General features: G+C 72.2%; 18 protein-coding genes. 9 read left to right on the top strand and 9 right to left on the bottom strand.

Annotation, left to right across the window (positions count from 1 at the left end; translation table 11 throughout):
- Positions 1-9: 9 nt before the first annotated feature.
- The 4 genes from ACIA6C_RS21130 to ssd are packed head-to-tail and all read right to left on the bottom strand — an operon-like array spanning position 10 to position 4,065.
- Positions 10-786 (bottom strand): type II secretion system F family protein, encoded by a 777-nt coding sequence (locus ACIA6C_RS21130; RefSeq protein ID WP_399277858.1) that lies wholly within the window; start codon positions 784-786, stop codon positions 10-12.
- Positions 786-1,655 carry a type II secretion system F family protein gene (locus tag ACIA6C_RS21125; RefSeq protein WP_399277856.1) on the bottom strand — a complete coding sequence of 290 codons (870 nt, stop codon included), beginning with the start codon at positions 1,653-1,655 and terminating at the stop codon, positions 786-788. Before ACIA6C_RS21125 ends, ACIA6C_RS21130 begins: the two co-directional genes overlap by 1 nt.
- A 26-nt stretch (positions 1,656-1,681) precedes the next feature.
- On the bottom strand, positions 1,682-2,830 hold the full coding sequence (locus ACIA6C_RS21120; protein WP_399277854.1) for a TadA family conjugal transfer-associated ATPase: 1,149 nt from the start codon (positions 2,828-2,830) through the stop codon (positions 1,682-1,684).
- Entirely contained in the window at positions 2,827-4,065 is a 1,239-nt protein-coding gene (gene ssd / locus ACIA6C_RS21115; RefSeq protein WP_399278029.1) for a septum site-determining protein Ssd, read from the bottom strand. Before ssd ends, ACIA6C_RS21120 begins: the two co-directional genes overlap by 4 nt.
- A 509-nt stretch (positions 4,066-4,574) precedes the next feature.
- Here ssd and ACIA6C_RS21110 point away from each other — a divergent pair.
- Positions 4,575-5,438 carry an HAD family phosphatase gene (locus ACIA6C_RS21110; protein ID WP_190186012.1) on the top strand — a complete coding sequence of 288 codons (864 nt, stop codon included), beginning with the start codon at positions 4,575-4,577 and terminating at the stop codon, positions 5,436-5,438.
- A gap of 1,438 nt (positions 5,439-6,876) precedes the next feature.
- On the opposite strand, the gene ACIA6C_RS21105 is transcribed toward ACIA6C_RS21110, so the two are convergent.
- Complete coding sequence (locus ACIA6C_RS21105; protein ID WP_399277851.1) at positions 6,877-7,731, bottom strand: oxidoreductase; 855 nt, start codon at positions 7,729-7,731, stop codon at positions 6,877-6,879.
- Between the two features lie 109 nt (positions 7,732-7,840).
- Between ACIA6C_RS21105 and ACIA6C_RS21100 the strand changes: the two genes are divergently transcribed.
- Positions 7,841-8,875, top strand: coding sequence for an ATP-binding protein (locus tag ACIA6C_RS21100; RefSeq protein WP_399277849.1), 1,035 nt, complete (start codon positions 7,841-7,843; stop codon positions 8,873-8,875).
- Here ACIA6C_RS21100 and ACIA6C_RS21095 read toward each other — a convergent pair.
- Positions 8,829-10,139, bottom strand: coding sequence for a hypothetical protein (locus tag ACIA6C_RS21095; RefSeq protein WP_399277847.1), 1,311 nt, complete (start codon positions 10,137-10,139; stop codon positions 8,829-8,831). The genes ACIA6C_RS21100 and ACIA6C_RS21095 overlap by 47 nt on opposite strands.
- Positions 10,140-10,370: 231 nt before the next feature.
- Here ACIA6C_RS21095 and ACIA6C_RS21090 point away from each other — a divergent pair, with 231 nt between their 5' ends.
- The 6 genes from ACIA6C_RS21090 (at position 10,371) to ACIA6C_RS21065 (ending at position 18,613) form a co-directional block, all read left to right on the top strand.
- Positions 10,371-12,806: a SulP family inorganic anion transporter gene (locus tag ACIA6C_RS21090; RefSeq protein ID WP_399277845.1), complete on the top strand. Its 2,436-nt coding sequence runs from the start codon at positions 10,371-10,373 to the stop codon at positions 12,804-12,806.
- A gap of 272 nt (positions 12,807-13,078) precedes the next feature.
- Positions 13,079-15,076 (top strand): acetate--CoA ligase, encoded by a 1,998-nt coding sequence (acs, locus tag ACIA6C_RS21085; RefSeq protein WP_399277843.1) that lies wholly within the window; start codon positions 13,079-13,081, stop codon positions 15,074-15,076.
- Positions 15,077-15,394: 318 nt separating this feature from the next.
- On the top strand, positions 15,395-16,831 hold the full coding sequence (nhaA, locus tag ACIA6C_RS21080; protein ID WP_399277841.1) for a Na+/H+ antiporter NhaA: 1,437 nt from the start codon (positions 15,395-15,397) through the stop codon (positions 16,829-16,831).
- A gap of 52 nt (positions 16,832-16,883) precedes the next feature.
- Positions 16,884-17,342, top strand: coding sequence for a phage holin family protein (locus tag ACIA6C_RS21075; RefSeq protein WP_399277839.1), 459 nt, complete (start codon positions 16,884-16,886; stop codon positions 17,340-17,342).
- Positions 17,339-18,298 (top strand): alpha/beta fold hydrolase, encoded by a 960-nt coding sequence (locus ACIA6C_RS21070; protein ID WP_399277837.1) that lies wholly within the window; start codon positions 17,339-17,341, stop codon positions 18,296-18,298. The genes ACIA6C_RS21075 and ACIA6C_RS21070 overlap by 4 nt, the downstream gene beginning before the upstream one ends.
- A 141-nt stretch (positions 18,299-18,439) precedes the next feature.
- Positions 18,440-18,613 (top strand): hypothetical protein, encoded by a 174-nt coding sequence (locus ACIA6C_RS21065; RefSeq protein WP_190186021.1) that lies wholly within the window; start codon positions 18,440-18,442, stop codon positions 18,611-18,613.
- Between the two features lie 33 nt (positions 18,614-18,646).
- On the opposite strand, the gene ACIA6C_RS21060 is transcribed toward ACIA6C_RS21065, so the two are convergent.
- From ACIA6C_RS21060 to nth, 3 genes are all read right to left on the bottom strand, one after another.
- The gene (locus ACIA6C_RS21060) at positions 18,647-19,849 is read right to left on the bottom strand and encodes a MarP family serine protease (protein WP_366079679.1); all 1,203 of its coding nucleotides are present in this window, start codon (positions 19,847-19,849) and stop codon (positions 18,647-18,649) included.
- A 13-nt stretch (positions 19,850-19,862) separates the two neighbouring features.
- The gene (locus ACIA6C_RS21055) at positions 19,863-20,621 is read right to left on the bottom strand and encodes an NUDIX hydrolase (protein WP_399277834.1); all 759 of its coding nucleotides are present in this window, start codon (positions 20,619-20,621) and stop codon (positions 19,863-19,865) included.
- A gap of 115 nt (positions 20,622-20,736) precedes the next feature.
- Positions 20,737-21,732: an endonuclease III gene (gene nth / locus ACIA6C_RS21050; protein ID WP_399277832.1), complete on the bottom strand. Its 996-nt coding sequence runs from the start codon at positions 21,730-21,732 to the stop codon at positions 20,737-20,739.
- A 181-nt stretch (positions 21,733-21,913) separates the two neighbouring features.
- On the opposite strand from nth, the gene ACIA6C_RS21045 reads away from it, so the two are divergent.
- Positions 21,914-22,588 (top strand): Crp/Fnr family transcriptional regulator, encoded by a 675-nt coding sequence (locus ACIA6C_RS21045; protein ID WP_003981529.1) that lies wholly within the window; start codon positions 21,914-21,916, stop codon positions 22,586-22,588.
- Positions 22,589-23,456 lie beyond the last annotated feature (868 nt).

The raw sequence follows: 23,456 nt of genomic DNA, 5'->3' as shown, positions 1-23,456 counted from the left end.
CTGGTGATCTCAACTGCCCGATAGAAGACCGGAAGCCATACCGATCACCACAGGCGCCACCCCCATCGCAAGGAATGCGGGGAGAAAACAGAGGCCCACCGGCGCGGTGACGAGCACCGCCGCTCGCTGCGCCCTGGCAGTGGCGTGCCGGACCCGGTCGACCCGCAGGGCCGCCGCCAGGCGGGAGACCGGCTCCGCGGCCGGCGCCCCCGTACGGGCGGCCCGCTCCAGGCACTCCGCCAGGGCCCGGGCACCCGGTATCTCGGCCAACCTGCCCCACGCCGCCCCTGGTTCGCCGCCGAGCCGCAGCTCCGCCCCGGCCAACGCCAGCCGCTCACCGACCGGGCCGCCCAGCGATTCACCCACCACCTCGGCCGCTTCCACCGGACCGGCCCCGGCCGCCAGACACGCGGCTAGGAGATCGGCCGCGAACGGCAACTGCCGTTCCGCCTCAGCCGGATCCACCCCGGCCCCCGGGCGGCGACGCCGAAGCACCTGCCGCACCCCGACCGCGGCCCCGCAGCCCAGTAGCGTCCCCGTCACCCCGCCGACGAGCACCCAGCACGCCACCACCGCTCCGGCCGGCCCGGCCCACGCCACCGCCAGCGCGCGTATCCGTAAGCCCCGCGCCGGCCTCGGCCGGGCGGACGGCACCGTCAACACAGCCGCGACCCTCCGGCGGGCCGCCCGTTCCCGCACCCGCGCCGCCACCACCAGCGCCAGACCCAGCACGGCCACCGCGAGGCAGACCGCCACACCCAGCCGGTGAACCACCGACCCGCCCATCACCGCTCCCCCATCCGTACGATCCGCCGGCACCACAGCAGTCCCAGCGCCTCCAACACCCCGCCGGCCAGCAAGCAGCCCCACCCCATCGGGGTGTGCAGCAGCACCCGCAGCGGATCCGCGCCGAGCGCCGTCCCCATCAGCAACCCCACCAGCGGCAGCAGCGCGAGTACCACCGCGGTCGATCGGGCTCCCGCCAACTGGGCCCGTAGCGACTCGTGCCGGTCCCGCTCGGCCCGCAACGCCCCTTCCAGCCGCTCCAGTCCGGCGGCCAGCCCGGCTCCGCCGTCCACCGAGACCCGCCAGCAGGCCGCCATCCCGGCCAGGCCCTCGGAACCCGGCTCCCGCGCCGCCTCCCGAAGCGCCGCCGCCACATCACCACCGAAGGCCGCGGCTGCCAGCACCCCGGATTCCGCAGGACCGGCCCGGCCCTCCCCGCCGGCCGTCCGCCGGATCGCCGCCGTCAGCGCCTGTCCCGGCTGCGCGCCCGCCCGCAGCTCCCCCACGGCCGCCCCGCACAGCGCCACCACCTCGGCGGCCCGTCCGGCCCGGGCCCGTTCCCGCTCCCGGACCCGCAGCCACCGCCGCACCAGCGGCACCGAGACCGCCCCCAGCACCAGCGGGATCACCGATCCGCCGAGCAGCGCGACCAGCAGGCCCACCCCGAGACCGGCCCACTCCCGCCACTGCGCGGCCCGTACCCGCACCGCGATCACCAGCCGCTCCCAGCTCACGGGACCGCCCGGTACCACCGGCACACCCCCGCCCAGCACCAGCCGGGCCCTTCGCGACACCTGGTCACCCCCGGCCAGCAGCCACGCCGCTGCCCCGGCACACAACACCCCGGCGAACACCGGTACCGATCCCACGGAGCCCACCGGGCCCACCCCGGCGCTCACCCGGCACCGCCCAACAACGGGCCGAGCCGGGCCCAGCCGGACTCCCGGACGAAGCCCCGCGCCCCCCAGCGCAGCGCGGGCACGGTGACCACCAGGCCGGCCCGATCCCGCTCCAGCACATGCACCTCGGCAACCCGCCGACGGCCCGACCGGTCCCGGACCAGATGCACCACCAGAGCCAGCGCGGCCGCCAACTGGCTGTGCAGTGCGGCCCGGTCGAGCCCGGCCGCCGTCCCGAGGGCCTCCAGCCGGGCCGGTACGTGCGCCGCGGCATTGGCGTGCACGGTGCCGCAGCCACCCTCGTGTCCCGTGTTCAACGCGGCCAGCAGGTCCGCCACTTCGGCACCCCGGACCTCTCCGACCACCAGACGGTCGGGACGCATCCGCAGCGCCTGCCGGACCAGGTCGGCGAGAGTGACCAGACCCGCCCCCTCCTGGTTGGCGGGCCGGGTTTCCAGCCGCACCACATGCGGATGGTCCGGTCGCAGCTCGGCCGAGTCCTCGGCGAGGACGATCCGCTCACCCGGGCCGACCAGTCCCAGCAAGGCGCTGAGCAGGGTGGTCTTGCCCGTCCCGGTCCCACCGGAGACGAGGAACGACAACCGAGCCTCGACCATCGCCGCCAGCAGCGTCTGCCCGCCCGGCGGCAGCGTGCCCGCGGCCACCAGCTCGTCCAGAGTGAACGCCTTGGGCCGCACCACCCGCAGCGACAGGCACGCCGACCCCACCGCAACCGGTGGCAACACGGCATGCAGCCGGGTTCCGTCCGGCATCCGGGCGTCCACCCAGGGCCGGGCGTCATCCAGGCGCCGTCCGGCGACCGCCGCCAGCCGTTGGGCCAGCCGTCGCACCGCCTCGGCGTCGGCGAAGGTCACCCCGGTCAGCTCAAGCCCCCCACCCCGGTCCACCCACACCCGGTCCGGGGCCGCCACCAGCACATCGGTGACCTCCGGATCGGCGAGCAGCGTCTCCAGCGGGCCCGCGCCGACCAACTCCGAGCGCAACTCCGCAGCGGCGCCCAGCACTTCCGCATCTCCGAGCAGCCGGCCCTGCGCCCGCAAGGCCGCCGCCACCCTGGCCGGGGTCGGCTCCGCCCCGCTCTCCGCGAGCCGCTGCCGCACCGCGTCCAGCAGCACCGCGCTCATGCCGGCACCCCCTGGGCGGAGCCGAGCGCCCGCTGCCAGAAGCCGTCGCAGAACCGGGCGAGCGCGCTACGCCCCCGCGCCCCCGGCGGTTCGCCTTCGGCCACCCGCCCCGGAAGCCCCACCTCCACCGGCACCACCCCGGCCAACGGCGCCCCCAGCAGGTCCGCCACCGCTTCGGCGTCGAGCCCGTCAGGGCAGCGGCCCCGCACGACCACGCGGACATCCCTGGCCACCATCCGCACCCCGGCGGCCACCCGCCCGGCGGCGGCCACGGCGCGCAGCTCACCCGGCACGACCATCAGCACCAGGTCCAGCTGGGCCAGCACCTCGGCGACGGCTTCGTCCACCCGCCGGGGCAGGTCGACCACCACCACCCCGCCCCGGCGCCGCGCGGCGGCGACCACCGACCGCATCGCGGCGGGCGGCACCACGACCCGGTCCCCGCGGTCCCAGCTCAGCACCCTGAGGGCGTGCAGCTCGGGCAGCGATTCCTCCAGCGCCCCCGCACCGACCCGGCCCCGCGACCCGGCGAAGTCCGGCCAGCGCAGTCCCTCGGCGCCCTCGCCGCCGAGCAGCACATCCATGCCACCGCCGAGCGGGTCACCGTCGATGAGGATGGTCCGCTCCCCGCCCCGGGCGGCCCGCACGGCGAGGGCGCAGGCCAGGGTGGACGCCCCGGCTCCGCCGCTGCCGCCGATCACCCCTACGGCGAGGGCGGGTCGGCCGGCCCCTTCCACCACGTCGGCGATGCGGTCGACGAGCCTGCTCTCGGCGTCGGGCAGCCGCAGCACCTCCTCGGCGCCGATCTCCACCGCCCGCTGCCACACCCCGGGGTCGTCCAGGTCCCGCCCGACGAGCAAGACGCCGTCCCGGCGCGGCGCTCCCCGGACCCGTCGGGCGGCGTCGTCCCCGACCAGGACGAGGGGAGCGGATTCCCAGCCGGTGCGGCTGCGGGACCGGCCGTTGGCTTCACCGCCATCGGGCGTGCTGTTGACGTGAGTTGGGCCCTCGCCACCCCCAGCACTCGGGCCACTGGTGCCACTCAGGAGCCTTCCGGGCCCACTGGCACCGGCGTCACCGAACGCTCCGATTTGCTCGGGCACCGTGTGGTGCACATGCGGCTCGGCGCCCGCCGCGGCGCACAGGCGCAGCAGGTCGTCGAGCAGCACGGGATCCTCGGTGATGATCAGCGGGCGCCCACCACCGGGCACGGCGCCGCCCGTCCGGTTCGGCACCCCGGCCCCACCCGACACCGCGAACTCCGGAACAACACACGACTTCGATCCAGCCACGATCTCCGCCCCCTTCTCACTGCAAATCCATGAACCGCGGACTTCGCGGCTGGAATCACGGTGCAGCGATCAGGAAAAAGAAGTGGATCTTGCTCGATATCTGTGGACAAGAACGCGGTTGTGGATATCTCCGCCACCCCATCGGGTGAGTTCACAGTGCTCCGGAACAACTACACAGAGTCACGAGTTCAGAGAGATGAGGGCCCTCGCCACGCGGGCCCACCGAAGGGGAGGGGCCGAGAAGATGTTCATCAAGAGCCGTAGGCAAGGGGCGCGAACCGCGTCCGGACATGCGACGACCCCCGCCGGGGGGGAGAGCGGGGGTCGTCCCCACGGTCCGACTCGGGGGGGGAGGAGCCAGACCGGGTTAGCACGGTCGCGAACGATCCGTGACTTCCATGGTGTACCCGAGAGCCTTCTCAGGCAAACCCACGCGCCACACCTTACGCCGAATGGTGGGCGCATATGCTCGGGGCGTGGAAAATCAGCCCTTGCCGCACTCCTCGCCTCGGACCGCTGCCTTCTTCGACCTGGACAAGACGGTCATTGCGAAGTCAAGCACCCTGACGTTCAGCAAGTCGTTCTACCGGGGCGGTCTCATCAACCGGCGGGCCGTCCTGCGCACCGCATACACCCAGTTCATCTTCCTGGCCGGCGGCGCCGACCACGACCAGATGGAACGGATGCGGGAGTACCTGTCCGCCCTCTGCAAGGGGTGGAACGTCCAGCAGGTGCGCGAGATCGTCGCCGAAGCCCTGCACGACCTCATCGACCCGATCATCTACGACGAGGCCGCGTCGCTGATCGAAGCCCACCACACCGCCGGACGTGACGTGGTGATCGTGTCCACCTCGGGCGCCGAAGTGGTCGAGCCCATCGGGGAGATGCTCGGTGCGGACCGCGTCGTGGCCACCCGCATGGTCGTCGGCGAGGACGGCTGCTTCACCGGGGAGATCGACTACTACGCCTACGGCCCGACGAAGGCCGAGGCGGTACGCGAGCTCGCCGAGTCCGAGGGGTACGACCTCGCGCGGTGCTACGCCTACAGCGACTCGATCACCGATGTGCCGATGCTGGAGGCCGTCGGACACCCGCACGCGGTGAACCCCGACCGGGCCCTGCGACGCGAGGCGGTGGCGCGGGAGTGGCCGGTGCTGGTGTTCAACCGGCCGGTGCGGTTGAAGCAGCGGGTGCCGGGGCTGTCGATGGCCGCACGACCGGCCTGGGTGGCCGCGGCGGCCGTGGGAGCGGCGGCGGCCACAGCCGGCCTGGTCTGGTACGCCAGCCGCCGCCGCGCCACAGCTGCCGCCGCCTGAGACCGGCCTGCCCCGCCCGAGCCGGCCCGGCACCGCAGCCGCGCCGGCTCGGATCCGGGCCTTGCCACAGGCGCCGGTTCTGCCCTCGCCCGCACCCCGGAATGCCACGTCGCCCCCGGTCGGGGCAACCCAGCCCCGCCCCGGCTAGGGCCACCTCCCGGCCGCGAGCGCCCGCTTCGGCGCCGAGCCGCCCCCAGCCATCAACGCCGGTACGACTCCACAAGGGCCCGTCACGCGCGCGGGCTCAACCCCGCCCCGGCTGCCCAGCGACCCGGCTCGTACTTCTGCGGGCGCCTACCCGGGCCTGCTCGGCCGCCTGGCACGCCCCCTCGCTCAACGCCGACCCCACCGCAGAGCCACGCTTCGGCACCAGCCGGGTAACCCGACCCCGCTTCGGCACCAGCCAGGTACCGCCCCCGGCTGGGGCGCCCCGAGCCATCCCGGGCTGCCGGTCCGGCCCTGCCCGACTCCTTAGTGGCCCGGCCCGACTGCTCAGCGGGCCGGCTCGTACCTCTCCGGGCCGCCGCAGGGTGGCGCGCTGCCCGGGCGTCTCGGCTCGGCCCACGTCCAGGCCTCCATCGGCGCCGCTTCGGCCCGGCCGGGCCCCCGCCGGTGCCGATACGGCTCAGCCACGGCTGCCGCGGGTGCAGGCGCCGCCCCTCACGGAACACGGCCAGGGGTGGCTCCGCCAGCAGCCACCAGTGACCTCGTGGCCGACCCAGGGAACCTCCTGACCCGGGTCGCACCGGCACTGGTTGGGCTCAGCCCTGGCCGTCGCCAGCGAGGGCCAGGTCGGCCCTCTCGGGCAGCCCGATGCCCCCGTTCGACCGCTTCCGGGCCCGGCCGCGCCGGTGTGGGCCCTTGCCGGCCGACCTGCGTGACGGTTCGGAGGCTGCGGGACGCCGGATGCGGGCGGCCGGGTGCTGGCGGCTCCGGCGCTCCGGCGCTCCGGCCGCCGCAGTAAGGCTCCCGTATTGCCCGATCCAAGCGTCCGGAATATCCCGGAACGCGTAGAAAGGTAAAGAAGTGAGGCCAGGGGTTTCGCTCCTCTCGGAAGCGGAGTACAAAGGAGTCAACGGCCCGCGAGACCAAAGAACATCCGAGAGGATCATCTTTAAAACGCAGTAAGGCCCACGGACCGAAGCAGGAACGCCGAGCACCCACGCGACGTCGACCCGTCGATTACGGGCCAGCCGCACCAGGCCAAGGGCAAGTTCCCGGCTTGATGGGCATCATCGAGGACGCTTGGTAACCCGGCGGGAATGCCAGCGGCGACACCAAAGCAGTACGGTGTCGCCGCAACCCTGTTCGGAAGACTTCCCGAGACTCTTCCGCCCGCCGCCTACCCCCCACCGCCCGCCGCCCGTCAGTCGCCGGGCCGCAGCCCCGGCCCTCACCCCCCGGCCCCGGCCCCCAGGTCCACGGCAAACGCGCCCCGTCAGGCCGCGCCGCGCTGGAGCGCCTCGCAGACCGCCGTCGACTCGCGCACTCCCAGTTCGACGGCCCGCCCGCAGTGGGCGATCCAGGCCGACATCCCGTCCGGGGTGCCCGAGACGTAGCCCTCGAAGGCCGCCACGTACGCCTCCGGGCCCTGTTCCGCGTGGCCCACCTCCGCCGGGCAGATCGCCTTCGGGTCGAGGCCACTGTTGATCAGCACGATGCGCTCGGCCGCCCGCGCAACCAGTCCGTTGTACGTACCGAAGGGGCGCAGCGCCAGCAGCTCGCCGTGCACGACCGCCGCGGTGATCAGCGCCGGGGCGGAGCCTCCCGCGATGACCAGTCGGGACAGGCCGTCCAGCCGTCCCGCGACCTCCTCCGCGCTGGGCAGGGGGGCTTCGATCAGCGGCTCGTCCACGGGCTCGCCCGCCAGCCGCGGCCGCCCCACCGTGTCGCCCCCGCCCGCGCGCCCGGGAGAGTCGATCCCCGCCGCAAGGGTGGAGCCCGAGGCCACCAGGTGCAGCCGCGCGAGGACCCGTAGCGGCGACTGGCGCCAGATGCTCAGCAGCTGACCGGCCTCGGCCGTCAGCCGCAGGGCCGCGCCCACCGTGCGCGCCTCTTCCTCCGTGCCGAAGTCGGTCCGGCGGCGCACCTCTTCCAGCGCCCAGTCAGCCCCGGACAGCGCCGCGCTGGCCCTCGCCCCGCGCAGGGCGGCCTCCGATGTGATCTCGCCGCCGCGCCGGCGCATGACCCGGTGCCCGTAGACCCGGTCCACGGCCTTGCGTACGGAATCCACGGAATCGGCGACACCCGGCAGCCCGGCCAGTGGGGCCAGCGGGTCAGCAGCGCTACTCATAAGTAAGGAGCCTACGCACTGCGCCCCCATAGCACCGACCCCTCCTTGGAGTGGTCTTCTTCACTCCCTCAGGGCACTCAAAGCAACCGATCCACTACGCTTGGTGAACATGAAGATCGCTTTCGTGGGAAAGGGCGGCAGCGGCAAGACCACGCTGTCGGCCCTCTTCATCCGCCACCTCGCTGCCAACGAAGCCCCCGTCGTCGCGGTGGACGCCGACATCAACCAACACCTCGGCGTCGCGCTCGGGCTGAGCGAGGACGAGGCCGCCGCACTGCCCGCCATGGGCGCGCACCTATCGATGATCAAGGACTACCTGCGCGGGTCCAACCCGCGCATCGCGTCTGCGGACACCATGATCAAGACGACCCCGCCCGGAAGCGGCTCACGGCTGCTGCGGATCATCGAGGACAACCCGGTGTACGACGCGTGCGCGCGCCCGGTACTGCTCGACGGAGACCCCGTACGGCTGATGGCCACGGGCCCCTTCACCGAGGCCGATCTCGGCGTGGCCTGCTACCACTCCAAGGTCGGCGCGGTCGAACTGTGCCTGAACCACCTGGTGGACGGCCCCGACGAGTACGTCGTCGTCGACATGACCGCCGGCTCGGACTCCTTCGCCTCGGGCATGTTCACCCGCTTCGACATGACCTTCCTGGTGGCCGAGCCGACCCGCAAGGGCGTGTCCGTCTACCGCCAGTACAAGGAGTACGCCCGGGACTACGGGGTCGCCCTCAGGGTGATCGGGAACAAGGTGCAGGGGCCCGAGGACATCGAGTTCCTCCAGGACGAGGTGGGCGACGACCTGTTGGTCACCTTCGGCCACTCGGACTGGGTCCGGTCGCTGGAGAAGGGGCGGCCGGCCGCGTTCGAGCTGCTGGAGGCGAGCAACCGGCTGGCACTGCAGGTGCTCCAGGACGCCGCAGAGGACTCGTACGCCGACCGCGACTGGGTCCGGTACACCCAGCAGATGGTCCACTTCCACTTGAAGAACGCCGAGAGCTGGGGCAACGCCAAGACCGGGGCCGACCTCGCGCAGCAGATCGACCCCGGCTTCGTCCTCGACGAGGCGCGCCCCGCCGACTCGCAGGGGCTGGTCAGCCCTCGTCCGAACCGGACTCGGCCGGCCCCGCAGCCGGCTTGACCTCGGCCGGGGCGGCCGGCTTGGCCGGCGGCCCCGCCGTCAGGAACTTCGTCCAGCCCTCCTTGGGCGCCTCGCCCACGTCGAGGGTGCGCATCCACTCCAGGACCTTGGGGTCCTGGGCGTCCAGCCAGTCGGCCAGCTCGCGGAACGGCACGCAGCGGACCTCCTTCTGCGTGCACATCGACTTGATGGAGTCTTCGACGGCCTTCATGTAGGTGCCGCCGTTCCAGGACTCGAAGTGGTTGCCGATGATCAGCGGCGCGCGGTTGCCCTGGTAGACGCGGTCGAAGGCCTTCTGCAGGCCGTCGCGCATCTGCTCGCCCCAGTACGCGTGCTGCGAGGGGTCGCCCTGCGTGGTCGTCCCGGACTGGTTGACCATGTAGTTGTAGTCCATGCTCAGGGTTTCGAACGCCCGGCCCGGCATGGGCACCAGCTGGAGCGGGATGTCCCAGAGGCCGTCCGTCTTCTTCGGCCAGATCTGCTTGCTGATGCCGCTGGAGTCGTACCGGAAGCCCATGTCCTTCGCCGCCAGCATGAAGTTCTTCTGGCCTTCGAGGCAGGGCGTGCGGGCGCCGATGAGTTCCTTGTCGTAGTCGAAGGGGAGCGCTTCCATGCCCTTGAGCTCGGGCGAGTTGGTCTTCCAGTTCTTGACGAAGGTCTTCGCCTGGTTGATCTCGCTCTTCCACTCCTCGACGGACCAGGTGCCCACGCCGCCGTCTGGGCCGCAGAAGTGGCCGTTGAAGTGGGTGCCGATCTCGTTGCCCTCCAGCCAGGCCGAGCGGACCTGGGTGGCGGTGTCCTTGATGCCCTGTGGGTCACCGAAGCCGATGTCGGAGCGGCCCGGGGCGTGCTGTGGGGCGGTGTAGAGGGAACGTTTCTCCTCCGGCAGCAGGTACAGGCCGCTGAGGAAGTAGGTCATCCGCGCGTTGTACTCCTTCCCCACTTCGCGGAAGTGGGAGAAGAGCTTCTGACTGTCCTCGCCGGCGCCGTCCCAGGAGAAGACGACGAACTGCGGGGGCTTTTCACCTGGCTTGAGCTTCTGGGGCTGCTGTACGTTCGGCTGCCGGCCGGTGTACGCGGTCGAGCCGTCGCCGATGAGCCGGTTGACACTGCCGGGGGCAACCTCCGGCACGGCGCCCTTCTTGGCGTTCGGACCCCCGAGAGCAGGGGGTTTGGCGGGTTCCGAGCTTCCGCACCCGGCGGCGCACAGGACCAGGGCCGTGGCGACCAGGCCGCCGGCGATCTTCTTCGTAGCGGCGATCATCCGCACACCTCTCCCTCGCAGTTCCCTCGCGGGACTTCCGGGCGGCACCGTCCCATGCGGTCTGCTTTGAAGATGATGTGACAAGCCGGACAAAATGCTTAATCACTCCTGAGGGCTAATTACTCGGCCGTTTGCCCTCATTCCCTCCCCTCGTTCTTTACTCTCCATTACCATTCATTTACCGAGTGTTGACTCCCGCCGCTTCATCCCTCCTCAGAGGAGACGGGACCCATGACAGCCACTTCCGCCACCGACCCATCAGCCGCCAACTCCGCCCCCGACTCGCCGGCCACCGGCCACCGGCCCCGCAACCTGCGGCCGGGCAGTCGCCCGAGCCGTCGATCGGGCAAGGGGCTGCCCGCAGGCCTGTCCGCCGATCTCTCAGCCTCCGTCGCGGTCTTCCTGATCGCGCTGCCCCTGTCCCTCGGCATCGCGCTGGCCACCGGCGCCCCGCTCCAGGCCGGACTGGTCGCCGCGGCGGCCGGCGGGATCGTGGCCGGACGGTTCGGCGGCGCACCGCTCCTGGTGAGCGGCGCGGCCACGGGACTCACGGTGGTCACCGCCGAGTTGATCCAGCGCTACGGATGGCGCACCACCTGCGCCATCACCGTGCTCGCCGGCTGCTGCCAGCTCGGGCTCGCGTTCCTGCGCACCGCCCGGTCGGCGCTCATGGTGAGCCCGGCCATCGTGCACGGCATGCTCGCGGGCATCGGGGTGACCATCGCGCTGGCCCAGCTGCACATCGTGCTCGGCGGCACCCCGCAGAGCTCCGTCCTCGCCAATGTCCGGGGGCTGCCGGCCCAGTTGGCCAACCTGCATCCCGCCGCGGTCGGCATCAGCGTGCTGACGCTGGTCGTGCTGCTCGGCTGGCCGCGACTGCCCGGGCGGGCCGGGCGGGCCCTGCGCAAGGTGCCCGCCGCACTCGCCGCCGTCGCGACCGCCACGGCCTTCGCGACCGTGTCCGGACTGCACCTGCCCCGGGTGGACCTGCCCTCCTGGCGCAGCCACGCACTACCCGAGCTGCCCGAGGGACCGGTGCTGGGCATCATCGCCGCCGTACTGACGGTCACGCTGGTCGGCAGTGTGGAGTCCCTGCTGTCCGCCGTGGCCACCGACAAGCTCACCGCCTCCGCCCGGACGAGGGGCAGCCGCCCGCCGCGCGCCGATCTCAACCGTGAGCTGCGCGGGCAGGGCGCGGCGAACGTGCTCTCCGGAGCGCTGGGCGGACTTCCCGTGGCCGGCGGGGCGGTACGCAGCGCGGCGAACGTCCGGGCCGGGGCGGTCAGCCGCCGGGCGTCGATGCTCCACGGCCTGTGGATCATGCTCGCCGCCGGGCTGCTCGTCCCGGTGCTCGACCTGATCCCGCTCGCCTCGCTCGCCGCGCTGGTGATGGTGGTGGGGGTGCAGATGGTGAGCGCGACGCACGTGCGCACCGTCACCCGGCACCGCGAAATCCTGGTCTACGTGACGACGATCGCGGCCGTGGTCCTCGGCGGCGTCCTGGAGGGGGTCGCCATCGGCATCGCGGTGGCCGTGGCGGTCGCCCTCCACCGGCTCGCGCGGACGCGGATCACGGTGGAAGAGCTGGAGGGCGTCCACCGTGTCTGGGCGCGAGGGCAGTTGACGTTCCTCGCCGTCCCGCGACTGAGCCGGGTGCTGAACCAGATCCCGCACGAGGCCCAGGCGGTGATCGAGCTCGACGGCTCGTTCATGGACCACGCCGCCTTCGAGACGCTCCAGGACTGGCAGGACGCGCATGTCGCGCACGGCGGTTCGGTCGAGGTGACGGGCCGTACCGGGCCGCGGGCCGCCGGGAGCGGCCGGGCCGACGGCGATGCGCCGGCCGGACCGGGAGGAGATCTGCGCGGGGCGCACCACTGCTGCCGCCCGTGGACGCCCTGGAAGAACCACTGCGACCACCGCGCCGCCGGGCGCGAGGAGGACCGTACGCCGCCCAGCCCGGCGGGGGCGACCGCCGTGACGGAGTCCCGGCGGCGCGGAGCCGGACAACTGGCCAGCGGGATCAGCGCCTTCCAGCGGGACACCGCACCGCACGTGCGGGACGAGCTGGCCCGGCTCGCCCGCGAAGGGCAGCAGCCGTCCCAGCTGTTCCTCACCTGCGCCGATTCGCGGCTGGTGACCAGCATGATCACGGCCAGCGGACCGGGCGACCTCTTCACCGTCCGCAACGTCGGCAACCTGGTCCCCCTGCCGGGTGCGGAGGCCACGGACGATTCGGTCGCGGCGGCGATCGAGTACGCCGTGGACGTGCTCAAGGTGGACAGCATCACCGTGTGCGGGCACTCGGGCTGTGGCGCGATGCAGGCGCTGCTGAACTCGAACCCGGACGCGCCGATGACCCCGCTGCGGCGCTGGTTGCGGCACGGGCTGCCCAGCCTGGAGCGGATGACGAGCCGGCACCACCCCTGGGCCCGGATCGCGGGCCGGCTGCCGGCGGACGCCGTGGAGCAGCTGTGCCTGACCAATGTCGTCCAGCAGCTGGAGCACCTGCGGGCGCACGAATCGGTGGCGAGACGGCTGGCCGAGGGCACGCTGGAGCTGCACGGGATGTACTTCCACGTGGGCGAGGCCCAGGCCTACCTGCTGTCGGGGGGTGACGACTTCTTCGACTGCCGGGTCTTCGACAGCATCGGCGGCCACGCCTGACCGCTCGGGCCCCCGACCCCGACCGACACCCGCCCCGCCCCGTCCGCCCCGCACCGTACGGAATCGGCCACGCCGAGGCCCGCGGTGCTCACGAACCGATAACCTCCCGTATCCGTGCCACTGCGTGGCCCCTTCCCGCACCGCACCCGCACCGCGCCGTGAAGCGCTGTGCGACGCGGCGGGAAGGGGTCATCGGCATGGGCTCAGCCGTGTTATAGGTCTAAACCAATTTTCGGCTACCCCTTGTCACCTGGGCCGCTGACTGATGAGCTATGCCCGGGGACACAACGGACACCCTGGGAAAGGGAGATGTCGTGAGCAATGAAAGCCTGGCCAACCTGTTGAAGGAGGAGCGCCGATTCGCTCCCCCTGCCGACCTGGCCGCCGCTGCCAACGTGACAGGGGCTGCGTACGCACAGGCCGAGGCGGACCGGCTGGGCTTCTGGGCCGAGCAGGCCCGGCGGCTGACCTGGGCCACCGAGCCGACGCAGACGCTCGACTGGACCAACCCGCCCTTCGCCAAATGGTTCGCGGACGGCAAGCTGAACGTCGCGTACAACTGCGTCGACCGGCACGTGGAGGCCGGCAACGGCGACCGCGTCGCCCTCCACTTCGAAGGTGAGCCCGGCGACAGCCGCGCGATCACCTACGCCGAGCTCAAGGACGAGGTCTCCAAGGCCGCCAACGCCCTGACCGAGCTGGGCGTGCGGGCCGGGGACCGGGTGGCGGTGTACCTGCCGATGATTCCCGAGGCGGTCGTCTCGATGCTCGCCTGCGCACGCGTCGGCGCCGCCCACTCGGTGGTCTTCGGCGGTTTCTCCGCCGACGCCGTCGCCTCCCGCATCCAGGACGCCGACGCCAAGCTGGTCATCACCTCCGACGGCGGCTACCGCCGCGGCAAGCCCAGCGCCCTCAAGCCCGCGATCGACGAGGCCGTCGCCAAGTGCCCGCAGGTCGAGCACGTCCTCGTCGTGCGCCGCACCGGACAGGACACCGCCTTCACCGAGGACCGCGACGTCTGGTGGCACGACATCGTCGACCGCCAGTCCACGGAGCACACCCCGCAGGCCTTCGACGCCGAGCACCCGCTGTTCATCCTGTACACCTCGGGGACCACGGGTAAGCCCAAGGGCATCCTGCACACCTCCGGCGGCTACCTGACGCAGGCCTCGTACACCCACCACGCGGTGTTCGACCTCAAGCCGGAGACGGACGTCTACTGGTGCACCGCCGACATCGGCTGGGTGACCGGGCACTCCTACATCGTCTACGGTCCGCTCGCCAACGGCGCCACCCAGGTGATGTACGAGGGCACCCCGGACACCCCGCACCAGGGCCGGTTCTGGGAGGTCGTGCAGAAGTACGGCGTCACCATCCTCTACACCGCGCCGACCGCGATCCGGACGTTCATGAAGTGGGGCGACGACATCCCCGCGAAGTTCGACCTGTCGAGCCTGCGGGTGCTCGGCTCGGTGGGCGAGCCGATCAACCCCGAGGCCTGGATCTGGTACCGCAAGAACATCGGCGGCGATCGCTGCCCGATCGTGGACACCTGGTGGCAGACCGAGACCGGCGCCATGATGATCTCCCCGCTCCCGGGCGTCACCGAGACCAAGCCGGGTTCGGCGCAGCGCGCCCTTCCGGGCATCGGCGCCACGGTCGTGGACGACGAGGGCCGCGAGGTCCCCGACGGCGGGGGCGGCTACCTGGTGCTCACCGAGCCGTGGCCGGCGATGCTGCGCACCATCTGGGGTGATGACCAGCGGTTCATCGACACCTACTGGTCGCGCTTCGAGGGCAAGTACTTCGCGGGCGACGGCGCGAAGAAGGACGAGGACGGCGACATCTGGCTGCTCGGCCGGGTCGATGACGTGATGTTGGTTTCCGGCCACAACATCTCGACCACGGAGGTCGAGTCCGCGCTCGTCTCCCACCCCTCGGTCGCCGAGGCGGCGGTGGTGGGCGCGAACGACGAGACCACCGGCCAGGCCATCGTCGCCTTCGTCATCCTGCGCGGCAGCGCGTCCGAGACGCAGACCCTGGTCGCCGAGCTGCGCGACCACGTGGGCGCGACGCTCGGCCCGATCGCCAAGCCCAAGCGCATCCTGCCGGTGCAGGAGCTGCCGAAGACCCGCTCGGGCAAGATCATGCGCCGTCTGCTGCGGGACGTGGCGGAGAACCGGGCCGTCGGTGACGTGACCACGCTCGCCGACTCCTCCGTCATGGACCTGATCCAGAGCAAGCTGCCGGCCGCCGGCAGCGAGGACTGAGCCGGGCAAGGACTGAGCCGGGCGGAGCGAGGCCCCGACCTGGACCGACCGAGCAGGCGAAGCGCGGCCCCGGCCGGGGCCGCGCTGAGCAGGCGGGGCGGGTCGGAAGACGGGCGCAGCCATCCCTGACGCTGCCAAAGGGTCATCCGGTGCGACGCGCCGGATGACCCTTTCGCGCATAAAGTGAAGATCGCCGGATACGCCCTTGCGCGCTCCCTGTAAAGTACGAAGGACGTAAAGAATTACCCAGGGTGCGCCGGGAAGTCTGGTCGGCAACGAGCTTCGCCATGCCGTCCAACCGCCCCGGAGGTGCCTCACGTGGCCGCGCCCAGCCCCACCGACCACCAGAGCCGCAAGCTGCTCGGCCGGCTCTCGCTGCCTGAGCGCCGCTTCGTCGCGGACGCCCTGCGGACCGAAACCGTCGGCGGTGTGCTCCTGCTGGTGGCCGCGATCACCGCACTCGTCTGGGCCAACGTCCCCCCGATCGCGGGCGCCTACGACAGCGTGCGGTCGTTCCACATCGGCCCCGGTTCGCTCGGCCTGGACCTCTCCCTCCAGCACTGGGCGGCGGACGGCCTGCTCGCGGTCTTCTTCTTCGTCGCCGGCATCGAGCTCAAGCGCGAACTCGTCGCGGGCGACCTGCGCGACCCCAAGGCTGCCGCCCTCCCGGTGATCGCCGCCCTCAGCGGCATGGTGATGCCCGCGCTGGTCTACGTACTGGTCAACCTCCTCGGCGACGGTTCGAGGCACGGCTGGGCGGTCCCGACCGCCACCGACATCGCGTTCGCGCTCGCCGTCCTCGCGGTCATCGGCACCTCCCTGCCGTCGGCCCTGCGCGCGTTCCTGCTGACCCTCGCGGTCGTGGACGACCTCTTCGCCATCCTGATCATCGCGGTGTTCTTCACCAGCGACATCGACTTCCCGGCGCTCGGCGGCGCCGTCGCCGGCCTGGTGCTCTTCTGGTTCCTGCTCCGCAGCGGCGTCCGCGGCTGGTACGTGTACGTCCCGCTCGCCCTCGTGATCTGGGGCCTGATGTACAACAGCGGGGTCCACGCCACCATCGCGGGCGTCGCCATGGGCCTGATGCTGCGCTGCAGCCGCAAGGAGGGCGAAGACGCCTCCCCCGGGGAGCACATCGAACACCTCGTACGGCCCCTTTCGGCGGCCCTGGCCGTCCCCCTCTTCGCCCTGTTCGCCGCCGGCGTCTCCCTCTCCGACAAGGCGATCGCCCAGGTCTTCACCCGGCCGGAGACCCTCGGCGTGGTGCTCGGCCTGGTCGTCGGCAAGACGATCGGCATCTTCGGCGGCACCTGGCTGGCCGCCCGCTTCACCAAGGCCGAACTGAACGAGGACCTCGCCTGGCCGGACGTGCTCGCGGTCGCCTCGCTCGCCGGCATCGGCTTCACGGTGTCCCTGCTCATCGGGGAACTCGCCTTCGCGGGCGACGAGACGCTCACCGACGAGGTCAAGGCCGCGGTCCTGATCGGCTCGCTCACAGCCGCGATCATCGCGGGTGTGCTGCTCAAGCTCCGCGACCGCAAGTACCGGGCGCTGACGGAGGCCGAGGACCGCGACGAGGACCGCGACGGCATCCCGGACATCTACGAACTGGACAACCCCGAGTACCACCTGCGCATGGCGCGCATCCACGAGGAGAAGGCGGCGGAGCACCGCCGCCTCGCGGCGGCGGCCGCGGCACTCGCGGGAAACGAAGCGGCGGCCGGGTCCAGCGCAGAGCGCGACCGTCCGGCATGATCTGAACTGACGGAGGACAGCCGTCGACGACGGACGACGTAGGGAGAGAGCGATGAGCGCGTTGGACCAAGGGGTGGAAGGAGCCGAGCGCACACTCGGCCAGCTGGTCGCCTCGGCGACCGCCGAGATGTCCGCCCTGGTGCACGACGAGATCGCCCTCGCGAAGGCGGAGCTGCGCCAGGACGTCAAGCGCGCGGGCATCGGCGGGGCCGCCATCTCCATCGCAGGGGTGTTCGCCCTGTTCTCCCTGCCGGTGCTGAGCTTCGCCGCGGCCTACGGGATCCACAACCTCGGGCTGGGGCTGGCCTGGTCCTTCCTCATCGTCGGTGGCGCGTTCCTGCTGCTCGCCGGGGTGGCGTCGATGCTGGCCGTCTCGAAGTTCAAGAAGGTCAAGCCGCCGGAGAGGTCCATCGCCTCCATGAAGCAGACGGCGGCGGTCGTCGGGACCGTCAAGCCGCACCCGCGCCCGGTCAGTGACAAGGCTGTGGGTGTGGCACGCTCGTCCTCATGACAGCGCCCTCGCCGGCTTCCGGCCCCCCGCCCACGGCCGCCTCGGCGGTACGGCTCGACATCCCCGGCGGGAAAGAGGTGACGCACCGGGACGTCGCCGCCAACGGCGCGCGGTTCCACGTCGCCGAGCTCGGTGACGGGCCGTTGGTGCTGCTGCTGCACGGCTTCCCGCAGTTCTGGTGGACGTGGCGGCACCAGCTGACCGCCCTCGCCGACGCCGGTTACCGCGCCGTCGCGATGGACCTGCGCGGGGTGGGCGGCAGCGACCGCACGCCGCGCGGCTACGACCCGGCGAACCTGGCGCTCGACATCACCGGTGTCATCCGCTCCCTCGGCGAGCCGGACGCCGCGCTCGTCGGGCACGACCTGGGCGGTTACCTCGCCTGGACGGCGGCCGTGATGCGGCCGAAGCTGGTCCGCCGGCTGGTGGTCTCCTCGATGCCGCACCCGCGCCGCTGGCGCGCGGCGATGCTCTCGGACTTCGGGCAGACCCGGGCGAGTTCGCACATCTGGGGGTTCCAGCGGCCGTTCGTCCCGGAACGGCAGCTCGTCGCCGACGACGGGGCGCTGGTGGGCCGGCTGATCCGGGAGTGGTCCGGTCCGGTGCCGCCCGAGGACGCCGATGTCGAGGTGTACCGGCGCGCGATGTGCATCCCGTCGACCGCGCACTGCTCGATCGAGCCGTACCGCTGGATGATGCGTTCGATGGCCCGGCCCGACGGTCTCCAGTTCAACCGGCGCATGAAGCGGCCGGTGCGGGTGCCGACGCTGCACCTGCACGGCTCGCTCGATCCGGTGATGCGTACGCGCAGCGCTGCCGGTTCCGGGGAGTACGTCGAAGCCCCGTACCGCTGGCGGCTGTTCGACGGTCTGGGTCACTTCCCGCACGAGGAGGACCCCGCGGCCTTCTCGGCGGAGCTGGTGAACTGGCTCAAGGACCCGGAACCGGACCGCTGAGCCCGGCGGGACGGCTGCCGGGGGATCCCTCGGCCGATCCCCCGTGCGCTTGTATGACGGTCGTTCAATTGCCCGGCGCATAGGCCAATTGGCCGCCCTGGACGGGATTACCGACCTTGGGGCCCGGGCACAGCTCGGAGTATGGGCTGGACGCACGACTACGGTGACACCGCACACGAACGCCGCTCGGCCGCCGCGCCGGGCACCCACGAGAGGGAGGGCCGCGACGGCCACGACCCTCGACTCGGGATTCCGCGCATCCTGCGCCGCCGGGCCCGCTGGGTATCGGCCCGGCTGCGCCATCCGCGGATGTAGGACGCCCCCCGGGCCCCCGGCCCGGGCCGAGGCTCAGAGCGCGCAGCCCTGGCTGTCGACCCGCTGCTGGGCGGTCTTCCCGCTGCGGATGTCGTCGCGGATCTCGTCCGCCGTCAGGGCGTAGCCGGTCTCGGGGTCGTCGAGGGACTTGGCGAAGACGACCCCGTACACCTTGCCGTCGGGCGTCAGCAGCGGACCGCCGGAGTTGCCCTGGCGGACCGTCGCGAACAGGGAGTACACGTCCCGTCGGACCGTGCCGCGGTGGTAGATGTCCGGACCGTTGGCGTTGATCCGGCCGCGCACGCGCGCCGCACGGATGTCGTATGCACCGTTTTCCGGGAAGCCGGCCACGATCGCATCGCTGCCGCTCACCGCGTCCTTGTCGGTGAACTCCAGCGCGGGCGCCTTCAGCTTGGGCACGTCCAGGACGGCGATGTCACGCTCCCAGTCGTAGAGCACCACCTTGCCGTCGTAGAGCTTGCCCTCGCCGCCCACCTGCACGGTCGGCTCGGCGACCCCGCCGACGACGTGCGCGTTGGTCATGACCTTGCCCGGCGCGAACACGAAGCCCGTGCCCTCCAGCACCTTGCTGCAACTGGGCGCGGTGCCCACGACCTTCACGATCGAGCGCCTTGCGAGGTCGGCGACGCCGCTGCGGGCGAGCGCCGGATCGGGCGACCTCACCTCGGTGATCGGCTCGTTGGAGAACGGGCTGAACACCTGGGGGAAACCGTTTTGCGCCAGGGTCGAACTGAAATCCGAGAACCAGGTGTTCGCCTGCGCGGGCATGACCCGTGACACGCCGAGCAGCACCTTGGAGTTGCGGACCTCCTTGCCCAGGGTGGGCAGCGAGGTCCCGGCGAGCGCGGAACCGATCAGCCACGCCACCATCAGCATCGCGACGACGTTCACCAGCGCCCCGCCCGTCGCGTCGATCGCGCGGGCCGGGGACCAGGTGATGTGGCGTCTGAGTCGGCTGCCCAGATGGGTGGTGAGGGCTTGGCCGACCGAGGCGCAGACGATGATCACGACGACGGCGATCACCACGACGGTGGTGGACACCTGGGTGCCGTCGTCCGTGACCCGGTCCCAGATCAAAGGCAGCAGGGACACGGCGATGAGACCACCGCCCAGGAAGCCGATCACCGACAGGATGCCGACGACGAAGCCCTGGCGGTAGCCGACGATCGCGAACCACACGGCGGCGACCAGCAACAGGATGTCCAGCACGTTCACGTGGGCCACCGTCTCATGCGCGCCAGTCGATCGTGACCTCACGTGAGCGGTCCCACTCCCGCTCCCACCCCGCGAAGTGGAGCAACCGGTCGATCACCCCGGCGGTGAAACCCCAGACCAGAGCCGATTCGACGGTGAAAGCGGGGCCCAGATGACCGCTCGGATGCACGGCCGTCACACGGTGCGCCGGGTCCGCGAGATCCGCCACCGGCACCGTGAACACCCGGGCCGTCTCCGCCGGGTCCACGGCGCCGACCGGGGTCGGGACCCGCCACCACCCGAGCACCGGGGTCACGACGAACTCGCTGACCGGGATGTAGAGGCGGGGAAGCGCCCCGAAGAGCTGGACCCCGGCGGGATCGAGGCCGGTCTCCTCCTGGGCCTCCCTCAGGGCGGCGCGCAGCGGGCCGGTGGTGTGCGGATCGCCGTCCTCGGGATCGAGGGCGCCGCCCGGGAAGGAGGGCTGGCCGGCATGGGACCGAAGGCTCCCCGCGCGTTCCTGGAGCAGCAGCTCCGGGCCGCGGGGGCCCTCGCCGAAGAGGATCAGCACGGCGGACTGGCGGCCCCGCCCGTCCTCGGGGGGCAGGAACCGGCTCAGCTGGTGGGGCCGCACCGTGCGCGCGGCCTCGACCACTGGGCCCAGCCAGGCGGGAAGCCCCCGGGTGCTCAGGGTCACGCCGCCGCGGGGGCCGACGTACGACTGATCACCCTGGGCCTCCGACGCGCCCACCGGCGCGCCCGTCACGCTCTCGTCCCTCGTACCCCGCGTCATAGGCACCCCTGCTCCCTGGATCCGTGTCCACCCCGGCGACGGCGACACCCGCTCAACGTGGTCCGGCGCCGGTTTCGTTCCTCCGCGGCCCGCCTCGCGGCGCCGCGTTTCCCACTCAGGGCGCCGGGGCGCCCAGCGGTGGTGCGGGCAGGCCCGGGTAGTCCGCCGGCGGGCTCAACCGCTGGCCGGGCTGGCCGCCCTTCTCGTACTTGAGCAGCTTCCGCGCCTTCTCCGGATCCGTCTCGCCCTCCCCGTACGACGGGCAGAGCGGGGCGATCGGGCAGGCGCCGCAGGCGGGCTTGCGCGCATGGCAGATCCGGCGGCCGTGGAAGACGACGCGGTGCGAGAGCATGGTCCACTCGCTCTTGGGGAAGATCGCGCAGATCTCCTCCTCGACCTTCTCCGGGTCTTCCTGCTCGGTCCACTTGAAGCGGCGCACCAGCCGGCCGAAGTGGGTGTCGACGGTGATCCCAGGGACGCCGAAGGCGTTCCCGAGGACCACGTTGGCCGTCTTGCGGCCCACGCCGGGCAGGGTCACCAGGTCTTCCAGCCGGCCCGGCACCTCTCCGCCGAACTTCTCGCACAGGGCCTGCGACAGACCGAGGAGGGAGCGCGACTTGGCCCGGAAGAACCCGGTCGGCCGGATCAGCTCCTCCAGATCCTCCGGCGCGGCAGCCGCCATGGCCTCGGGGGTCGGGTAGGCGGCGAACAGGGCCGGGGTCGTCTGGTTCACGCGCAGGTCGGTGGTCTGCGCGGAGAGGACGGTGGCGACCAGGAGCTCGAACGGGTTGCGGAAATCCAGTTCCGGATGGGCGTACGGGTACACCTCGGCCAGTTCCCGGTTGATCCGGCGGGCCCTGCGGATCATCGCGAGGCGGGACTCCGGCTTCGACTGCTTGGCGGGCCGCCCGGGGGCCTGCTTCGCGGTCGGTCCGGCCGTCTGCTTCGCGGGCCGACCCGACGCTTGTTTCTTTGTCGAACCTTTGCCCTGGGGGCTCAGAGGAACCTCCGAGGGCGACGCTCCGGGGGCTTGTTCGCCCACGGCTGAATTCTGGGCCGCCGTCACTCCCGCGGACCCCATGGCCTGTGCTCTCACCGGCTTATTGGACACCCGGCCAGCCTAAGGCCGGCCGCCGACAGCCGCCCGGACCTCAGGTAACACCACTCTGATGGGGCTCCAGCCACCCAGCACACCCGTACGTCCGGCATCCTTGTGATTGATCGCACTGTTTCAGCCGTCCGGCAAAATGGGGAGCGGTCCCCTTGAGCTGGTCGACATAGGAGAGAGACTCGTGGACGACGTTCTGCGGCGCGCCCCGCTGTTCGCGGCGCTCGATGACGAGCAGGCCGCGGAGCTCCGCGCCTCCATGGGCGAGGTGACCCTCGCACGCGGTGACGCCCTGTTCCACGAGGGCGACCCCGGTGACCGGCTCTACGTCGTCACCGAGGGCAAGGTCAAGCTGCACCGCACCTCCCCCGACGGCCGCGAGAACATGCTGGCCGTCCTCGGTCCCGGCGAGCTGATCGGCGAGCTGTCGCTGTTCGACCCGGGCCCGCGAACCGCCACCGCGACCGCGCTGACCGAGGTCAAGCTGCTCGGCCTGGGCCACGGCGACCTCCAGCCCTGGCTGAACGCCCGGCCCGAGGTCGCGACGGCACTGCTGCGCGCCGTGGCGCGACGCCTGCGCAAGACCAACGACCAGATGTCCGACCTGGTCTTCTCCGACGTTCCGGGCCGCGTGGCCCGGGCCCTCCTGGACCTGTCGCGCCGCTTCGGCGTGCAGTCGGAGGAGGGCATCCACGTCGTGCACGACCTCACGCAGGAGGAACTGGCGCAGCTCGTCGGCGCCTCCCGCGAGACGGTGAACAAGGCGCTGGCCGACTTCGCCGGGCGCGGCTGGCTGCGGCTGGAGGCGCGTGCGGTGATCCTGCTGGACGTGGAGCGACTGGCGAAGCGCTCGCGCTGACGCGGCGGCACGCCACGGGCTTACAGCGGAAGGGTCCTGCCCCGAGGGGGGCGGGGCCCTTCTGCCGTGCTGGGGGGGCCGGGGGCAGCCACTTGGCGGAGGCGTGGGCGGCGGGTGCGGGGGGCGTGGGCGGCGGGGTGCGGGGTGCGGGCCGCCGTTCGGCGGGGCACGGGCCGCCGTTCGGCGGGGCACGGGCGGCGCCCCGTCCGGTCGGTGCGTGCGTGCGTGCGCCAGCCGGTGCCGATGGACGCCCAGTCGGTGCGGTGTCGCCCAGAGGGTGCCGGCATGCCCGGCTTGTGCGGGCGCACACCCGGTTGGTGCGGGGCACGCCCGGTCGGTGCCGGCACGATCAGTCCGTGCGGGCTGGGCCCCGGTCGGGTGAGCACGCCCACTCCATGCGGGCCAGGCCGGTCGGTGTAGGCACGCCCCGTCAGTGCCAGCCCGCCGGGTTGGCGCGGGGGGCACGCCCAGTCGGCGCGGGTACATCCAGTCGGTGCCGGCACGCCTGGTCGGTGCGGGCCCATGCCCAACCCGTGCGGGTACGTCCAGCCGATGCCGACATGTCCGCTGGTGCAGGCACGTCCGGTCGGCGCAGGCACGCCTGGTCGGCGCAGGCGCGCCTAGTTGGTGCGAGGCACGCCCGGTCGGTGCAGGCACGTCCGGTCGGCGCAAGCACGTCCGGTCGGCGCAAGCACGCCTAGTGGCGCGGGCCCATGCCCAACCGGTGCGGTACGTCCAGCCGATGCCGACATGCCCGCTGGTGCAGGCACGTCCGGTCGGTGCAGGCACGTCCGGTCGGCGCAAGCACGTCCGGTCGGCGCAAGCACGCCTAGTGGCGCGGGCCCATGCCCAACCGGTGCGGTACGTC

It is taken from the genome of Streptomyces sp. NPDC051578 (assembly GCF_044454045.1).
In the GTDB taxonomy this organism is placed as follows: domain Bacteria; phylum Actinomycetota; class Actinomycetes; order Streptomycetales; family Streptomycetaceae; genus Streptomyces.
The sequence above is the reverse complement of the archived record's forward strand: the minus strand, read 5'-3'. Positions and strand labels throughout refer to the sequence as shown.